General features: G+C 67.9%; 13 protein-coding genes, 1 tRNA gene and 2 pseudogenes. 4 read left to right on the top strand and 12 right to left on the bottom strand.

Annotated features, from left to right (window positions below):
- Positions 1 to 137 precede the first annotated feature (137 nt).
- The 4 genes and pseudogenes from AC07R7_RS10620 to AC07R7_RS10605 all read right to left on the bottom strand — a co-directional run.
- A pseudogene (locus tag AC07R7_RS10620) lies at positions 138 to 245 on the bottom strand (hypothetical protein); the annotation flags it as partial.
- A gap of 7 nt (positions 246 to 252) precedes the next feature.
- Complete coding sequence (locus tag AC07R7_RS10615) at positions 253 to 657, bottom strand: DUF805 domain-containing protein (RefSeq protein WP_492840797.1); 405 nt, start codon at positions 655 to 657, stop codon at positions 253 to 255.
- 73 nt (positions 658 to 730) lie between these two features.
- Positions 731 to 1,216, bottom strand: coding sequence for a DUF805 domain-containing protein (locus AC07R7_RS10610; protein ID WP_494635116.1), 486 nt, complete (start codon positions 1,214 to 1,216; stop codon positions 731 to 733).
- A 40-nt stretch (positions 1,217 to 1,256) separates the two neighbouring features.
- Positions 1,257 to 3,254, bottom strand: a complete 1,998-nt coding sequence (locus AC07R7_RS10605) for an acetyl-CoA carboxylase biotin carboxylase subunit (protein ID WP_494635115.1) — start codon at positions 3,252 to 3,254, stop codon at positions 1,257 to 1,259.
- Between the two features lie 21 nt (positions 3,255 to 3,275).
- On the opposite strand from AC07R7_RS10605, the pseudogene AC07R7_RS10600 reads away from it, so the two are divergent.
- Positions 3,276 to 7,212 (top strand): annotated as a pseudogene (locus AC07R7_RS10600) (LamG-like jellyroll fold domain-containing protein).
- A gap of 195 nt (positions 7,213 to 7,407) precedes the next feature.
- Here AC07R7_RS10600 and AC07R7_RS10595 read toward each other — a convergent pair.
- Entirely contained in the window at positions 7,408 to 7,986 is a 579-nt protein-coding gene (locus AC07R7_RS10595; RefSeq protein ID WP_494635114.1) for a type 1 glutamine amidotransferase family protein, read from the bottom strand.
- A gap of 54 nt (positions 7,987 to 8,040) precedes the next feature.
- Between AC07R7_RS10595 and msrB the strand changes: the two genes are divergently transcribed.
- Positions 8,041 to 8,523 carry a peptide-methionine (R)-S-oxide reductase MsrB gene (msrB, locus tag AC07R7_RS10590; RefSeq protein ID WP_494635113.1) on the top strand — a complete coding sequence of 161 codons (483 nt, stop codon included), beginning with the start codon at positions 8,041 to 8,043 and terminating at the stop codon, positions 8,521 to 8,523.
- 128 nt (positions 8,524 to 8,651) lie between these two features.
- On the top strand, positions 8,652 to 9,254 hold the full coding sequence (locus AC07R7_RS10585) for an alpha/beta hydrolase (RefSeq protein WP_494635112.1): 603 nt from the start codon (positions 8,652 to 8,654) through the stop codon (positions 9,252 to 9,254).
- A 20-nt stretch (positions 9,255 to 9,274) separates the two neighbouring features.
- Here the strand turns inward: AC07R7_RS10585 and AC07R7_RS10580 are convergent.
- The 7 genes from AC07R7_RS10580 to AC07R7_RS10550 all read right to left on the bottom strand — a co-directional run bounded on the left by AC07R7_RS10580 (position 9,275) and on the right by AC07R7_RS10550 (position 12,973).
- Positions 9,275 to 9,359, bottom strand: a tRNA-Leu gene (locus tag AC07R7_RS10580).
- Positions 9,360 to 9,454: 95 nt separating this feature from the next.
- A complete protein-coding gene (locus tag AC07R7_RS10575) occupies positions 9,455 to 9,964 on the bottom strand; it encodes a MarR family winged helix-turn-helix transcriptional regulator (RefSeq protein ID WP_492887946.1) in 510 nt (169 codons plus the stop codon).
- A gap of 236 nt (positions 9,965 to 10,200) precedes the next feature.
- Positions 10,201 to 10,965 (bottom strand): hypothetical protein, encoded by a 765-nt coding sequence (locus AC07R7_RS10570; protein WP_492887945.1) that lies wholly within the window; start codon positions 10,963 to 10,965, stop codon positions 10,201 to 10,203.
- Between the two features lie 88 nt (positions 10,966 to 11,053).
- Positions 11,054 to 11,296 carry a hypothetical protein gene (locus AC07R7_RS10565; RefSeq protein ID WP_492887962.1) on the bottom strand — a complete coding sequence of 81 codons (243 nt, stop codon included), beginning with the start codon at positions 11,294 to 11,296 and terminating at the stop codon, positions 11,054 to 11,056.
- Between the two features lie 46 nt (positions 11,297 to 11,342).
- Positions 11,343 to 11,591, bottom strand: coding sequence for a DUF3297 family protein (locus tag AC07R7_RS10560; protein WP_099576618.1), 249 nt, complete (start codon positions 11,589 to 11,591; stop codon positions 11,343 to 11,345).
- A 102-nt stretch (positions 11,592 to 11,693) separates the two neighbouring features.
- Complete coding sequence (locus AC07R7_RS10555; RefSeq protein WP_494635111.1) at positions 11,694 to 12,167, bottom strand: EF-hand domain-containing protein; 474 nt, start codon at positions 12,165 to 12,167, stop codon at positions 11,694 to 11,696.
- An 8-nt stretch (positions 12,168 to 12,175) separates the two neighbouring features.
- Positions 12,176 to 12,973 (bottom strand): DUF4198 domain-containing protein, encoded by a 798-nt coding sequence (locus tag AC07R7_RS10550; protein ID WP_494635110.1) that lies wholly within the window; start codon positions 12,971 to 12,973, stop codon positions 12,176 to 12,178.
- A gap of 158 nt (positions 12,974 to 13,131) precedes the next feature.
- On the opposite strand from AC07R7_RS10550, the gene AC07R7_RS10545 reads away from it, so the two are divergent.
- A complete protein-coding gene (locus tag AC07R7_RS10545) occupies positions 13,132 to 15,342 on the top strand; it encodes a TonB-dependent hemoglobin/transferrin/lactoferrin family receptor (RefSeq protein WP_494635109.1) in 2,211 nt (736 codons plus the stop codon).
- Positions 15,343 to 15,391 lie beyond the last annotated feature (49 nt).

The raw sequence follows: 15,391 nt of genomic DNA, 5'->3' as shown, positions 1-15,391 counted from the left end.
GCGACGGGGACAGCTCTGAGTATCGCGGCGGATTCAACGCGGATCATTCAGGGGTGCGTAAAATCGACAAGTCTTTGATTTCGTGAGGTTCGGCGCCGCGAACACCGGGGATAGAGCCCCCTCAATCCCCATCCCCTGTCATCCCGGAAGCCTCGCAGGGGCTGTCCGGGACCCAGGGGCCGGCGCATCGCGGTCGCCCCTGGGTCCCGGCTCTGCGCTTCGCTGCGGCCGGGATGACAAGAATTGTGCGACCTAGATCGAGATCGTCTTCAGCGGGTTGGCCCCATAGCGGTTGGCGCCTTGCTCGCCGCCCATGACGCCCAGCTCGACGATCGCCCAGACGATCACCAGGCAGAACATGAAGTCCAGGAAGTGCTCGGGCTGCGGCCAGACGGCGATCACCGCGACCAGCACCAGCAGCGACCACCAGCCCGACCGGCCGCGATCGTGCAGGCGCTTGGACAGCACGCAGGCGCCCGAGAACAGCAGGGCCGGATAGACCAGCCAGCCGGTCAGCCAGTGCAGGGTATAGCCGGCGATGGCTTCATACAGCACCGCCACGCCGATCAGCACGCCGGCGGCGATCAGGAACGGCGTGCGCGACAGCCTGCCGTTCGACGACAGGAACAGCTCCGCCCATTCGCTACGCTCGCTCATGCCCGCCCTCTTCGAGTCGGCCACTCACCGACATCCACAATCTAGGGCCTAGGTCACGACGGAGAAAGAGCCCCTAGTCGAGGGCCAGGGGCGGCGCGCCGCCGACCGCTTTGGGCGACGGGCCATAGCGGTTGTCGCCCTTGGTCCCGTCGATCAGCCCGTAGTCGATGAACATGTAGAGCATGAACGGCAGCAGCAGGACGCTCCCCCCCGCGACCGCCAGCTGATTTCCGCCCTGGGTCAGGAACGTCAGAACCCCGCCAGAGCCGTAGAGTACGAAGAGCAAAACGCTGGTGTAGAGGGCGGACCTGTTACGGTCATGCCCGCGCTTGATGGTGATCGCCGCGGCGGGCCAAAGGAAAAGCAGGTCGAGACCAAGACGCACCAACGGCATCCGCGACGCCTCGACCAGCCCCACGCCCATCACTCCGCAGATCACGAGCAGCGCCACCAGGCGCACGATCGTCAGGCCAATGCTGGCAATCCAGTACTCCGAGCGCCGGAAACGGCCGTCAAATCCGAACAAGCCGTCGATCAAGAAGTGATTCTGCTTCGCCATAAGGCGAAGCTATCAACTCCACCTGAGGTCGCAAGCCGTCTTACGCGAACTCCACCAGGACCTCATCGGCCGCGACGGGATCGCCGGACTTGGCGTTGACGGCCTTGACGACGCCGTCGCGCTCGGCGCGGATGATGTTCTGCATCTTCATGGCCTCGAGCACGCAGACCACCTCGCCCTCGCGGACCTGCTGGCCGGTGATGACGTCCATCGAAACGACGAGGCCCGGCATCGGCGAGAGCACCAGCCTGGAGGTGTCGGCGGCCTGCTTCTCGGGCAGCTTGTCGTGCAGTTCGGCGTTGCGCGGGGTCAGGACCAGCACCCGGGCCCTGGCGGCGCGGTGGCGGATGGTGAAGCCCTCGGCGGCGGGCGCGGCCTGGACCGTGAAGGCCTTGCCGTCCAGGGCCGCCTTGAACACCGGCTTGCCCGGACACCAGTCGATGTCGGTCAGGACCAGGGCGCGGCCTTCGTCGAGCAGCGCGACCGAGACCTCGCCGTTCTCCCCGGCCACTTTCACCCGGCGCTTGGCGGGACCGACGGCGACGATCCACTCGGCGCGCGGCGGACCGGCCAGGCCCGAGGCGTCGGAGCGGGCGCGGGCGGCGTAGACCCGCTGCATGGCCGCGCCGACGGCGGTCAGGATGTCGATCTGCTCAGACGTCGGTTCGGTCCCGGCGAAGCCGTCGGCGAACTCGTCCTTGATGTAGTTGGTCGAGATCTTGCCGGACCGGAAGCGCTCCTGGTCCATCACCGCGGCCAGGAACGGGATGTTCTGGGAGAGGCCCTCGATGTGGAAGTCCTCCAGCGCCCGGCCCATGCCGTCGATCGCCGCCAGCCGGGTCGGGGCCCAGGCGCACAGCTTGGAGATCATCGGGTCGTAATACATCGAGATCTCGTCGCCCTCGCGCACGCCGGCGTCGTTGCGGATCGTGTAACCGCCCTTGTCGCCTTCCTCCGGAGGGGCGTAGCGGACCAGGCGGCCGATCGAGGGCAGGAACTTGCGGTAGGGATCCTCGGCGTAGATGCGGCTCTCGATGGCCCAGCCGTTGATCGAGAGGTCCTTCTGCTCGAAGGCCATCTTCTCGCCGGCCGCGCTGAGGATCATCTGCTCCACGAGGTCCAGGCCCGTGATCAGCTCGGTGACCGGGTGCTCGACCTGCAGGCGGGTGTTCATCTCCAGGAAGTAGAAGCTCTTGTCCTGGCCGGCGACGAACTCGACCGTGCCGGCGCTGTCGTAGTTCACCGCCTTGGCCAGGGCCACGGCCTGGGCGCCCATGGCCGCGCGGGTCGCCTCGTCCAGCAGCGGCGACGGCGCCTCCTCGATGACCTTCTGGTTGCGGCGCTGGATCGAGCACTCGCGCTCGAACAGGTGGACGACGTTGCCGTGCTTGTCGCCCAGCACCTGGATCTCGATGTGGCGCGGGCTCTCGATGAACTTCTCGATGAAGATCCGGTCGTCGCCGAAGCTGGCCTTGGCTTCGGCGCGCACGGCCGGGAAGCCTTCCTCGACGTCCTGGCGGCTCCAGGCCACGCGGATGCCCTTGCCGCCGCCGCCGGCCGAGGCCTTGATCATCACCGGATAGCCGATCTGCTCGGCGATCGTCGTCGCGTGGGCGGTGTCGGCGATCTCGCCGATGTGGCCGGGCACGCAGGAGACGCCCGCGGCCTGGGCGAACTTCTTGCTCTCGATCTTGTCGCCCATGGCCGAAATGGCGCCGGGGTTGGGACCGATGAACACGATCCCCTCGTCGGCGCAGCGCTGGGCGAAGCTGGCGTTCTCGGACAGGAAGCCGAAGCCCGGATGCACGGCCTGGGCGCCGGTCTGCTTGCAGGCGGCGATGATCTTGTCGGCGACGAGGTAGCTCTGATTGGCCGGCGAGGGCCCGATATGCACCGTCTCGTCGGCCATCTCGACCGCCAGCGAACCGGCGTCGGCGTCCGAATAGACCACTGCCGTTCGAATACCCAGCCGGCGGCACGTCTTGATCACCCGAACCGCGATCTCGCCCCGGTTGGCGATCAGTATCTTCGAAAACATCGCAACTTCCGCCCAAAGATCTTGTGCCTTGCGGCACGGCCTATCAGTCCCCGTCGGGTTTGCAAGCTTGCCCTTGGGGCGCTAAACCAGCCCCCAGGCATGACACCGGTTTCCATTAGTGCGGCGACCGCGATGAAACGCCACCGGGAGGAGACCAAAGATGAAGGCGATTTTCCTGGGATCGGCGTGTGCGCTGATCCTCGCCAACGCCGCCGCGGCCCAAAGCGCGCCCTTGGCGGCCGAGCCACCGCTGCTGTTCAAGGTCTCGGGCGACAAGGGCCTGGTCGCCGACGTCGCCGCCGGTGACCCCGTCCCCAACTTCGCCGACAAGGTCACGCCGATCGCCGATGGCAAGGCGGGCAAGGGCTTCCACGCCGAGGACGACGGCGTCGTCTCGTGGAACGCGCCCGGCAACATCCAGGCCCAGCGCGGGACCCTCTCGTTCTTCTGGCGCTCGGGCTATCCGGTCGGGGTCGCGCCGTTCGTGATCTTCCGCGTCGGCTATGCCGACCATTCCAGCTGGGACATGGCGTTCCTGCGCATCGACTGGAACGGCCACGGCTTCGACGCCTTCGTCACCGACAACGGCCTCTCGCGCACCCGCGTGTCGTTCAAGCTCGACAGGAACCCGGCCGCGGACGCCTGGACGCATCTGGCCTTCACCTGGGACGAGACGAGCGGCGTGCAGCTGTTCGTCGACGGCAAGCTGGCCGCCAGGACCGAGGCCAAGGCCGTCTATGACGCCGGCCTGGACCAGTTCGGCGTCGCCGGCCGCGTGATCGCGCCGCACCAGGTGCAGAGCCGCTACAACTTCACCCGCGGCGGCGACCTGGACGAGTTGCGCGTCTACGACCGCCCGCTGGCGGCCGACGCCATCGCCGCCCTGGCCCGCAACGAGACCCCGGCGACGACCGCGCCGATCGCCACGCTCGAAGACCCCGCCGTCCATGCCGCCTGGAAGCAGCGCTACGGCTGGACCAAGGCCCTGCCGCCGCTCCTGACCGACGCCCAGACCACGATCCGCAAGGTCGAGTTCAAGGACGCCAAGGACATCAAGGAATGGATGTGGAAGGCCACAGACGGCATTCCCGAGACCACCTGGCCCGGCGTCTACAACCGCTCGCGCCTACCCGGCCGCGACGACTACTTCCAGCTGCCGGACTGGAATGTCTATGTCGACGGCGGCAAGGCTCTGACGCTCTCCCTGCCCGACGAGCCGGTGAACCGCATCGAGATCCAGGGGCCAGCCTATGGCGACCTGAGCTGGGCGGCCAAGGCCGGCGACAAGGGCGCTTCGGTCGGCTCGCGGGCCAAGGATCAGCAGCGCACGGTCAACACCCTGGCCAAGCCGCTGACCGGCGGCGTCCTGACCTTCACCAACGTCGCCCAGGAAACCCCGATCCAGGAGATCTGGGCCTACAATGTGTCCGCCAGCGCCGAGCCGAAGGACGCGTTCAAGATGAGCTACACGGTCCGCGCCGACGTCGCGCCGGACTATCTGAACCTGGTCGCCCTCAACGCCTACATCACCGGCCGCCACCCGGCCGGCGAGCGCGCCACCGTCGTGGCCCTGCCCGAGGGCGCACCCAGCCGCAAGCGGCCCGCCGGCGACCTCACCGGCTCGCCGGCCATTGGGGGCCTGCCCATCGTCCACGTGCTGATCCCGTCGGGCTTCGGCGACGCGCCGGCCGCCCAGCCCCTGGCCCGCAACTGGGCCTATGGCTGGGAGAACGCCCGCGACGGCCTGGACGGCGTGGCCATCGACATCCCCGCCCTGCCGGGCGCGGCTAGCGCCATCATCCCGCTGAACATCCAGGTCAAGGACCCGATCTGGCCGGGCCGCGACATGATCGACGTCAGCGTCTCGGTGAAGGCCGGCGAGGCCCGCACCGTCTGGCTCGACCTGCGCGACCGCATCCTGACGCCCGACAGCCTGTACCTGACCCTCGCCGCCGACAGCGCCGACTTCGGTCCCAAGGCCCTGGACGGCGCCAGGATCCGCCTGGTGCTGAAGGACCGCGACAAGGCCAAGGCCGAGCACGTCGCCGACCGCCTGAACCAGGTGAAGGACAACTGGGCCTTCCTGGTCGAGGAGCACACCACCTCCAAGCGCCAGGGCCTCTATCGCCGCCTCTACGCCGACATCTCCGACCTGCTGCGCGTCGATCCCGACAACCAGATCGGCCGCGAATACTGGGGCGACATCACCTATGGCAGCCAGGGCTGGCCGGCGTTCGAGCAGCCCAAGCCGACGGACGGAACGCCCCTTTGGGCCTTCCGGCAGCTGGAGGACCTGAAGCTGGTCTCCAAGTTCGTCAACTGGTGGATCGACGAGCGCCAGGCCGAGTTCGGCGACTTCGGCGGCGGCCTGTCGGACGACACCGACCTCTTGCAACAATGGCCGGGCCTGGCCCTGATGGGCGTCCAGCCGGACAAGATCACCCACTCGCTGAACCGCCTGACCGACGCGGTCTACAAGAACGGCATGTTCACCGATGGCCTGTCGACCATCGTCACCGACGAACTGCACGCCTACGAAGAGGGCATCAACTCCAACTCGGAGGCGATGTACGTCAACTACGGCGACCCGCTGGCGGTCGAGCGCCTGTTCACGACCGTGAAGGCCCTGCCCCGCGTCGTGGACAAGAACCCGGCCGGCCACGTCCATTTCAACACCAACTGGTACAGCGGCAAGATCGCGTACCGCGAGGGGCCGTGGGAGTGGCAGAAGCCCTATTCGTTCGGCGTGACCCACCCCTCGATCCTGATCAGCGATTTCAACGGCGATCCGACCGCGAAGGCCACGATCATCGGCCTGGCCGACGGCTATCTGGCCCACGTCGCCAAGGACGGCTCCTATCCCAACGAGATCAACTGGCGCAGCGACGCCGAGCGCGGCGGCACGGTGCTGCAGGGCTCGGGCGCCGACGGTCCGTTCCAGGTGTTCTGGCAGGCCTGGCGCCTTACCGGCGACGGGAAGTACCTGGCCCCGATCACCTGGCGGATCGGCAAGAACGGGATCAAGTCGCTCTCCAGCATCAACGAGAACGCCGTGACCGCGATGGGTCTGGCCGACGCCAACAAGGACCAGATCATCGCCGCCGCGAAGAAGGGCGGCGCGCTGGAGCGCTACGCGGCCTGGAACCTGACGGGCGATAAGACCTACCTCGAAAGCCTCTACGCCGACGAGATCCAGTGGAACGCCCAGCACATGTACATGCACACGGAAGGCCACTGGTGGTCCGACCGGGTGGAGCTGCCGTCCGACATCCTGCAACGCTCGCGCCTGGGCGGCGTCGCCAACAAGCGCACGCAGATGACGCCGGGCCACACCGTCTCGTGGCGCTTCGACGGCGTCGACGGCGCGGAGGTGGCGGTGCTGGTCAAGGACGCCACCAAGACCGGCTTCAAGGTCATCGCCTACAACACCACCGACAAGCCGGTGACGGCGACCATGACCGGCTGGAACGTCGCGCCGGGTCAGTGGAGCCTCGGCGAGGGCCTCGACGCCAATGGCGATGACGCGATCGACGGCGCGGCGCGGACCCGCTCGCTCGCCTTCGAGCGCAGTGTGGGAACCAAGGTCACGCTGGCCCCGCGCCAGACGACGGTCATCGACATGAAGCGGGTCACGGCCGGCGACGATCCGGCCAAGCGCGCCGACCTCGGCGTCGGTCGCGGCGACGTCGTGGTGAAGGGCTCGACCATTTCCGCCACGGTCCACAGCCTCGGGGCCCAGGACGCCACGCCGGCCAGGCTGGAGTTGGTCGACGCGGCCGGCAAGGCGCTGGCCAGCGCCGCGGTTCCGGCCCTGAAGGCGCCGCTGGACCTGCTGCCCAAGACCGCTTCGGTGAAGCTGAAGATCCCGGCCGGGGTGAAGGCCCAGGGCCTGCTGGTCCGCATCGTCACCGCCCAGCCCCAGAACACCGCCCTGAACGACGAGGTCGTGCTGCCATGAAGACCATCACCTAAGGACCGCCGCGTCGGACTCGCCGCGCTCAGGTAACCCCTCATCCGATTTCCCCGGCGAAGGTCGGGGCCCAGATGCAAGAGCGCCCGCGTTCCGGAGAGGATCGCGGGCGTTTCTGCGTTGACCTCACAGCCTTACGATCTGGGTCCCGGCCTTCGCCGGGAAGATCGGCGTTGGGAGGGTTCAGCCTTCCAAAAACTCCCGCGCGAACATCGCCTCATAGCCCGCGATCGCGTCTTCGGCTTCCGGGGCGATCAGGCGGGCGACGGCGGCGGCGAAGGTCACCGGCGCCAGGCCCGAGGCGCTGACCACCTTGCCGTCGCTGACGGCCTTGGGCGTGTCGACATAGTGCTCGGCGCCCGGATAGTCGGTCACGGTCTTGGCCAGCCAGTCCCGTCCGTTCGAGGTGTGCTTGCGCCCCTCGAACAGGCCGGCATGGGCCAGAGCCGTGGTTCCGGCGCAGATGCCGGCCACCACCTTGCCGTCGGCGAAGGCCTGGCGCAGCAGACCGCTGACCGCCTTGTTCTCGCCCTCGGCCCACGAGTCGCTGCCGATCAGGATGAAGACATCGGCGTCGTTCAGCACCGGATCATCGAAGCGGTAGTCGGCCGCGGCCAGCACGCCGCCGATCGAGGTCTCGGGCTCGCCGTCGGGCGTGGCGACCTCGATCTGGACCTTCAGCTCGCGGCGCAGCAGGGCCAGCACGCTCCCGGCTTCCCAATCGGCCCAGCCGGGCTGCAAAAAGGCGACGGCGACGGTCATAGGGCGACTCCTGGGTTCTACCGGATCAACGCGTAAGCACTTACATTGTCCGTCATGACAGACACAGCCACCCTTTCAACCGCCGGCTTCGACCTCACCGCGCCGACGGAAGCCGAACGCGAACGTCTGGAAGCCGACCTGACGGCCGAAGAGGCGCGAGTCCTTCTGCATCACGGCACCGAGGCTCCGTTCTGCGGCGGCCTGCTGGGCGAGAAGAGCCCCGGCGTCTACGCCTGCCGCCTGTGCGGCCTGCCGCTGTTCAAGCACGAGACCAAGTTCGAGAGCGGCACGGGCTGGCCCAGCTTCTACGCCCCGTTCGCCGAGGACCATGTACTGGGCATCCGCGACGACTCGTACGGCATGGTCCGCATCGAGACCCGCTGCGCCCGCTGCGACAGCCATCAGGGCCACGTCTTTCCCGACGGTCCCGCCCCGACGCGGCTGCGCTACTGTATCAACTCGGTGTCGCTGCGGTTCGTGAAGAGCGGCGATCCCCTGCCCGATCCGCTGCATCGCGGCGACAAGATCGCGGCGTAAGCCGCCGACTTGAGGGCTGGGGCGAAACCATCGTCTCGCCCCAGCTTTTCTCAATTCCTATCGAATGGATATGAATTGTCTCCCGGCGTTGGAATGGGGCATCTCCGCTGGGTAGCCAGAGCACGCCCATGACCCCTACGCCCGCCCTCTTCGAAGCGCCCCGCCGCGACCGGGACGACCCGCCGATCCTGATCGTGCCAGGCCTCTACAATTCCGGTCCCGACCACTGGCAGAGCCATTGGGAGCGCGCGCTGCCCAACGCCCAGCGGGTCGAGCAACAGGACTGGGAGCGCCCGCTCCTGGGCGACTGGACCATCAGCCTGGCCGAGGCCATCCGCCAGAACCCCGGCGCCATCCTGGTCGCCCACAGCCTGGGCTGCGCCCTGATCTGCCACCTGGCCCAGGTGACCGGCGGACGCGGCGTCGGCGGGGCCATGCTGGTCGCGCCGGCCGACGTCAATCGCGAGGGCCCCGCCGGCCGCCTGCTGGTCGGCTTCTCGCCAATCCCCCGCCAGCGCCTGCCCTTCCCCAGCCTGGTCGTGGCCAGCCGCGACGACCCTTACGTCGAACTCGAACGCGCCGAAGCGTTCGCGCGAAGCTGGGGGTCGGAGTTCGTGGATCTCGGCCGCGCGGGGCACATCAATGTGGATTCGGGGCACGGGGCGTGGGTGAAGGGACGCACGCTGCTGCGGGATTTGATCCAGCGGGTGGCGGCCGCTGAGCGGCTATAGTCCACTATGAAGGAAAGAGTTGGTGCGGGCGGTCGGGGTCGAACCGACACTCCTTTCGGAACCGGATTTTGAGTCCGGCGCGTCTACCAGTTTCACCACGCCCGCAGGCTTCGCGTCTCCGCGAAGGGTGGTCTTCCTAACAGGCGTCGCCGGCGATTTCCAGTCTTGAGAGCGCGGTTTAACGACGGCCCGTGAAACGGCTACGGCGGGCTGATCGTCTCGCCGCCGGTCAGCTGGATGGCGGCCGTTTCGAGGTGGTCCAGCAGGCGCTTGAACATCGCCACCTCGCTGGGCGCCAGGCCGGCCAGCAGGGTCGCCTCATAGGCCAGGGCCAGCGGGGCGATCTCGGCGAACAGGCGACGTCCAGCGGCGGTGAGTTCCAGGGTGTGCGAGCGGCGGTCCGAGCGGACCGTCGTGCGGGCCACCAGGCGGCGGACGACCAGTTCCTGGGCGGCGCGGCTGACCCGGACCTTGTCCATCGCCGTGCGCGTAACGGCCGTGTGCTGGGTCAGAGAGCCCTCGGCCAGCACCGACATCAGCCGCCACTGCGGGATGGTCAGGCCGAAGCGGTCCTCGTAGGCGCGGGCGATCAGGCGGCTGACCGCCGCCGACGCCGTGGCCAGGCGATAGGGAACGTAGTCGATGAGGCTGACACCAGCCTCGGGCGCGTCGGGCGCGCCAGACGTGATCGGAGAGACCGTCGCGGTCATACCCTTCCTTTCGTCCTCCCAGGCGCGGCCGCCTTTGGAAGGCGCGGCCTTCGCCAAATACATTGCGCGCTGGTCGGGCCATGGCGTTGGCCCACGCGTCGTCTTGGTGTGAGCGTCCCCGGCCCGCGTCTCAACGACGGGGCGAGTTCGCTCGAAAGAAGGACCACATTCGCACGCCGCTTGGGCAGAGAATAGCCGTCTCGCCCACCTGAACGGCGTTCTTATGCCTCGGGACGTCAGTGATGGTCGGCGCCGTGCGGCTTTTCCTTGGGCATGGGCGGCAGCGTCGTCAGCGCCTTCTGGCAGTCCTCCAGCTCGCGCAGGCAGTTGGGGCGGTTCCAGAAGTCGGCGAACTCGGCCACGGCCAGGCGCAGCAGCTGCTTGAATTCCTTCGAGTCGGGCCCCTTGGGCTCCTCGTGGTGATCGTCGGGCTTGGCGTCCGGCTTGTAGGACGCCAGCAGCACGGTCTGAGAGCCGACGATCGTCACGTTGCGACTCAGCAACTCGACCCCGCCGCCGCGGCACTTGTCGTCGCACTTGTGCTTTTCGGGGCCGTGGACGGCGCAGACCGCGTCGTCGCCGTGCTTGTCGTCCTTGCCGTGCGCCGCGCCATGGTGGCCGTCCTTGGCGCCCTCCTTCGGCTTCTCCTCGGGCGGCTTGCCGTCGACGGCGTCGGACAGGTGCTTGAAGGCCTTAGCGCAGGGACCGCCGAACGTCAGCAGCGGCCCGATCAGGCGCCTGACCTCGTCGAGCAGCTCGTGGGCCTTCTTCTCCAGTTCGCCGGAATGGGCGCTGCTGGCGGCCACGCACTTGGCCTTGATGGCCTCGTGGATCTTCTTGGGGACGTCGCTGGTCTTCTCGCCCTTCTCGCCGCGCCCCGTCAGGCGGCCGGCGAAAAAGGCCAGGGCGGCGATGGCGATCCCGGCCAGAATCAGCAGGAACACCAGGGTCGGGTCGAAGACCGGCACCGGCTGCTCGACCGGAAATTCAGACTGGTACACGGCGATCCCCCTTGGCCCCATACGCCACGCGTCGAATAGCGCGGTCTATGGTTAACGCAACAGCGTTATCTATGCACGGCCAAGGTTCTCAGGACGGGGCGGAAATGATGCTGGAGACCCGCGCGCCCGCCTCATAGCGCGACGCACCGCCAAAGACGGTCACCTCGCAGAGGATGTCGCCGCCCTCGGTCGAGGCCCAGATATAGCTGCGCTCGACCTCGACATAGCGGCCGGCGGGGGAAATGCCCTCGAAGGTGTCGCCCCAGGGCACGATCCCGCGCAGGTCCTGCCAGCGCAGGGTCACGGCGCGCGAAAGCTCGTCGCGCGCCATGGCCTCCAGGTCGGGATCGTTTGTAGGATCGCTCACCGAGCAGGCCTCAGCCTTCGGCGGTGTCGCGGAAATAGGCTTCGACCTCGCCCTGCAGCTTGAGGGTCATGGCGTTGCCCTTGCGGTCGACGGTCTTGCCGGCCGCGACCCGCACCCACTTCTCGCTGATGCAGTATTCCTCGACATTGGTCTTCTCGACGCCCTTGAAACGGATGCCGATGCCGCGCTCCAGCAGGTCAGCGTCGTAGTACGGGCTGGCCGGGTTCACGGAGAGGCGGTCGGGAGGCGTGTCGCTCATGGTCTTCAGCTTTCGGTCGGGGCAGCGCGGCCCATGTCTTGGCCGGCGGTGATAGCCACGAAACGCTGAAAATCCAAATCCGGCGACGCGCCGCCCGTCCTTTTAGGCCTGCGGGTCTTCCTTCACCGGGTCGGCGGTCGACACGGTCCCGTCGTTGTTGGTGTCGTGCGTCACGAACATCCGCCAGCCGGAATAGTCGAACTCGGCGCGAGTGATGGCGCCGCTCTTGTCGCTGTCGAGCACGTCGAAGCGGATGTCCGTCTGGCGCATCTGGCGCTCGCGCTCCTCTTCCTTCTTCTCGGCAGTGCGCTCGTCCTTGGCGAGCCTCTTCTCGAGGCGGGCCTTGAACTCGCCGACATATTCGGTCCTCGACAGCACGCCGTTCCTGTCGGTGTCGATGGCGGCGAACTGCAGGGCGCGGGTGGCGGCGTACTCATCCTTGGTGACGACGCCGTCGCCGTTCTGGTCCTGCTCCTTGATGAAGGTGTCGCGGGCGTGCGAGGCGGCGAAGGCGGTTCCGGCGCTCAGCGAGACGACGGCGACAGCGACGGCGGCGAGGATCGTGCGGGTTTTCATGGGATGTCCTAGCGGAGGGATTCGAAGGTCAGGGCGTAGGTGAAGCTCTGGCCGGGCTGGCCAGGCGCCGCCGGGGCGACGCGATAGCGGGTCTGGACCTGGTAGATCCCCGACTTGTCGACCTTCACGGCGAAGCGGCCCTTGGCGTCGCTCTTCACGGTTCTGGGCGCGCTCTTGGTGTCGGCGTAGCGGTCGTCGGCGCCCTGGACGGTGATCGCCTGGCCCGCCAGCGGCCTGCCGTCGAACAGCACCTCGAACACGGCGTCCTGGCCGGTGACGATCTTGCTGGGATGGGTGATGGCGTGGAATTCCAGGCCCTTGCCGATCGGGGCCAGGGCCGCGTCGTTCGGCGCGCCGCGCGTGACGTAGACGTCCGCCATGGTCAGGCTTTGCATGTCGATGGCGTCGGCCGGGGCCTTGTCGCCCTCGAAGAATTGCCACTCGCCCTTGACCAGCGCGGCCTTGGCGACGCGGCCGCCGCGCAGGCCGGTGGTGATGCGATAGGTGCCCGGCGTCTCGGTGACGGCTTCGACCAGCGCCAGTTCGCGGGTGTAGACCGGAGTCAGCGCGACGCGGACCCCGTCGGGACCGATCACGGCGTAGGCGTCGGACTTCATCACCACCTCGGGCGTGAAGAAGCTCTCGGTGAAGGCGCCCTGCACGGTGACGATCTTGCGGTCCGACGCGTCGAACACGGTCGGCAGCAGATAGGGCGAATGGGCCTGGGCGATCCCTGGGATCATTGGGGCCGCGAGGCTGAGCAGGAGCGCGCCGCCCAGCAGGCCAGCGCGGAGAGAACGGATCATCGGGAAACCCCAGTCGCCGCTCCAGTCGCGGCGAGACCTGAGATATTGCGATTAGTTCTGAGAATCAATTGCAAATAGCTTGACCGGTCTGGCGGGCCGTTTTACCCCGTCGCCATCAAGTTGCGAACAAGTCGCAAAAACCATCGAAGGGGATATCGATGTCTCGCCTCAAGCTGGCCACCCTCGCGGCCGCCTCCTCCGCCGCGCTCCTGGCCGCCGCCGCGCCCTCTTCTCAGGCATGGGCCGCCGACAACGCCGCCGACGCGGTCGAGGTCGACAAGGTCACCGTCACCGCGACGCGCTCGGAGAAGCCGGTCGCCAAGGTTCCGGCGACCGTGACCGTCATCTCATCGGACGAGATCGAGGACGGCCTGGTCAAGGACATCAAGGACCTGGTCCGCGACGAGCCGGGCGTATCGGTCCGCAACGCCCCTGCCCGCTTCACCGCCGCCGGCTCCTCGACGGGCCGCGACGGCAATGCCGGCTTCAACATCCGCGGCCTGGAAGGCAATCGTGTGCTGATCGTCGTCGACGGCGTGCGGACGCCGGACGGCTTCGCCTTCGGCGCCCAGTCCACGGGTCGTGGCGACTATGTCGATCTCGACATCCTGAAGTCGGTCGAGATCGTGCGCGGCCCCGCCTCGGCCCTCTACGGCGCTGATGGTCTCGCGGGTTCCGTCAGTTTCATCACCAAGGATCCCTCGGACATCCTGAAGGACGGCAAGACCTTCGCCGGCCGCGCCCGCGTCGGCTACGCCTCGGCCGACGAGAGCTGGACCGAGAGCCTGCTGCTGGCCGGCAAGTCGGACCGCTGGGAAGCCCTGGCCGCCTACACGCGCCGCGACGGCAAGGGCCAGAAGACGGCCGGGACCAACGACTCGGCCAATACCGACCGCACCACCGCCAATCCCGAGGACAACCAGTCCAATTCGTTCCTGGGCAAGCTGGTCTACAGCCCCGACGACAGGAACCGTTTCCGCCTGACGGTCGACCACCTCGATCGCGACGTCGACTGGACCGTGCTGTCGGCCATCGCCAAGCCGCCGTTGGCCGCGACCAGCGTCATCGGCCTGACCGCCTTCGACAAGATCAGGCGCAACCGCGTCAGCGCCGACCACCGCTTCGACGGTGGCGAAGGCCTGATCAAGGCCGCCCACTCGACCGTCTACTGGCAGAAGAGCACGACCCGCCAGTTCTCGGCCGAGGATCGCAATACCGCCGCCGACCGCACCCGCGACGCCACCTTCAACAATCGCGTGCTGGGCGCCAGCGTCGAGCTGCACAGCGTCTTCGACACCGGCGCGCTGAAACATGAGATCGTCTGGGGCGGCGACGCCTCGATCACCCGCCAGCAAGGCACGCGCGACGGCACGGTCCCGCCGGTCGGCGAGACCTTCCCCGGCAAGGCCTTCCCGACCACCGACTTCACCCTGGCCGGCCTCTACGTGCAGGACGAGATCACCGCGGGCCCCGTGACGATCTATCCGGCCATCCGCTTCGACTATTACAAGCTGGACCCGAAGGCCGACCCGCTGTTCACCACCGCCGCGTCGGGCCAGCACGACTCGCACATCTCGCCGAAGCTCGGCCTGGTGTGGGAGGCCAGCGACGTCGTCACCGTGTTCGCCAACGCCGCGGCCGGCTTCAAGGCCCCCGCCCCCATCCAGATCAACACCGGCTTCGCCAACCTGGTCTCGAACTACAAGTCGATCTCGAACCCGGACCTGAAGCCCGAGACCAGCAAGACGATCGAGGGCGGCGTCCGATTCCACCAGGGCGGCTTCCGCGCGGCCGCGACCGCCTTCACCGGCAAGTACGACGACTTCATCGAGCAGGTGCAGGTCGGCGGGAACTTCACCGCCGCCAATCCGGCCGTCTACCAGTACATCAACCTGTCCGACGCCAAGATCAGCGGCGCCGAGGCCAAGGCCTCGTTCGACTTCGGCGCCGGCTTCACGGCCCGCGCCGCGGCTTCGTATGCCAAGGGCTCGTCCAAGACCGATGGCGTCCGGACGCCGCTGGCTTCGATCGACCCGGTCAAGCTGACCGGCGGCATCGCCTACCGCGCCCCGACCGGCCGGTTCGGCGGCGACCTCAGCGTCATCCACGCGGACCGCAAGTCGGCCAGCCGGGCGGGCGTCACCTGCACCGGCGGCTGCTTCACGCCGCCATCGTTCACCATCGCCAACGCCACCGCCTGGCTGGCCGTCACCGATGCGGTGACCGTGCGCGCCGGCGTCTTCAACCTGACCGACGAGAAGTACTGGTGGTGGAGCGACGCGCGCGGCCTGGCCGACAGCTCCACCCTCAAAGATGGCTACAGCCAGCCCGGCCGCAACTACAGCGTCTCCCTGGCGCTGAAGTTCTAGATCCGCCGGGACGCGGCCCGCGTGGGCCGGGAAGCCGCGCCGCCGCGAT

Source organism: Caulobacter sp. GW821-FHT05F04, assembly GCF_059419665.1.
This window is presented reverse-complemented; position numbering and strand designations above follow the sequence as displayed.

Bases quoted from the DNA above. Each gene is read 5' to 3' on its own strand.
- AC07R7_RS10615 (WP_492840797.1), bottom strand. From the start codon at position 657: ATGAGCGAGCGTAGCGAATGGGCGGAGCTGTTCCTGTCGTCGAACGGC.
- AC07R7_RS10555 (WP_494635111.1), bottom strand. From the start codon at position 12,167: ATGAAAACCCGCACGATCCTCGCCGCCGTCGCTGTCGCCGTCGTCTCG.
- AC07R7_RS10585 (WP_494635112.1), top strand. From the start codon at position 8,652: ATGACCCCTACGCCCGCCCTCTTCGAAGCGCCCCGCCGCGACCGGGAC.
- AC07R7_RS10610 (WP_494635116.1), bottom strand. From the start codon at position 1,216: ATGGCGAAGCAGAATCACTTCTTGATCGACGGCTTGTTCGGATTTGAC.
- AC07R7_RS10595 (WP_494635114.1), bottom strand. From the start codon at position 7,986: ATGACCGTCGCCGTCGCCTTTTTGCAGCCCGGCTGGGCCGATTGGGAA.
- AC07R7_RS10550 (WP_494635110.1), bottom strand. From the start codon at position 12,973: ATGATCCGTTCTCTCCGCGCTGGCCTGCTGGGCGGCGCGCTCCTGCTC.
- AC07R7_RS10565 (WP_492887962.1), bottom strand. From the start codon at position 11,296: ATGGCGCGCGACGAGCTTTCGCGCGCCGTGACCCTGCGCTGGCAGGAC.
- AC07R7_RS10605 (WP_494635115.1), bottom strand. From the start codon at position 3,254: ATGTTTTCGAAGATACTGATCGCCAACCGGGGCGAGATCGCGGTTCGG.
- msrB (WP_494635113.1), top strand. From the start codon at position 8,041: ATGACAGACACAGCCACCCTTTCAACCGCCGGCTTCGACCTCACCGCG.
- AC07R7_RS10560 (WP_099576618.1), bottom strand. From the start codon at position 11,591: ATGAGCGACACGCCTCCCGACCGCCTCTCCGTGAACCCGGCCAGCCCG.
- AC07R7_RS10545 (WP_494635109.1), top strand. From the start codon at position 13,132: ATGTCTCGCCTCAAGCTGGCCACCCTCGCGGCCGCCTCCTCCGCCGCG.
- AC07R7_RS10575 (WP_492887946.1), bottom strand. From the start codon at position 9,964: ATGACCGCGACGGTCTCTCCGATCACGTCTGGCGCGCCCGACGCGCCC.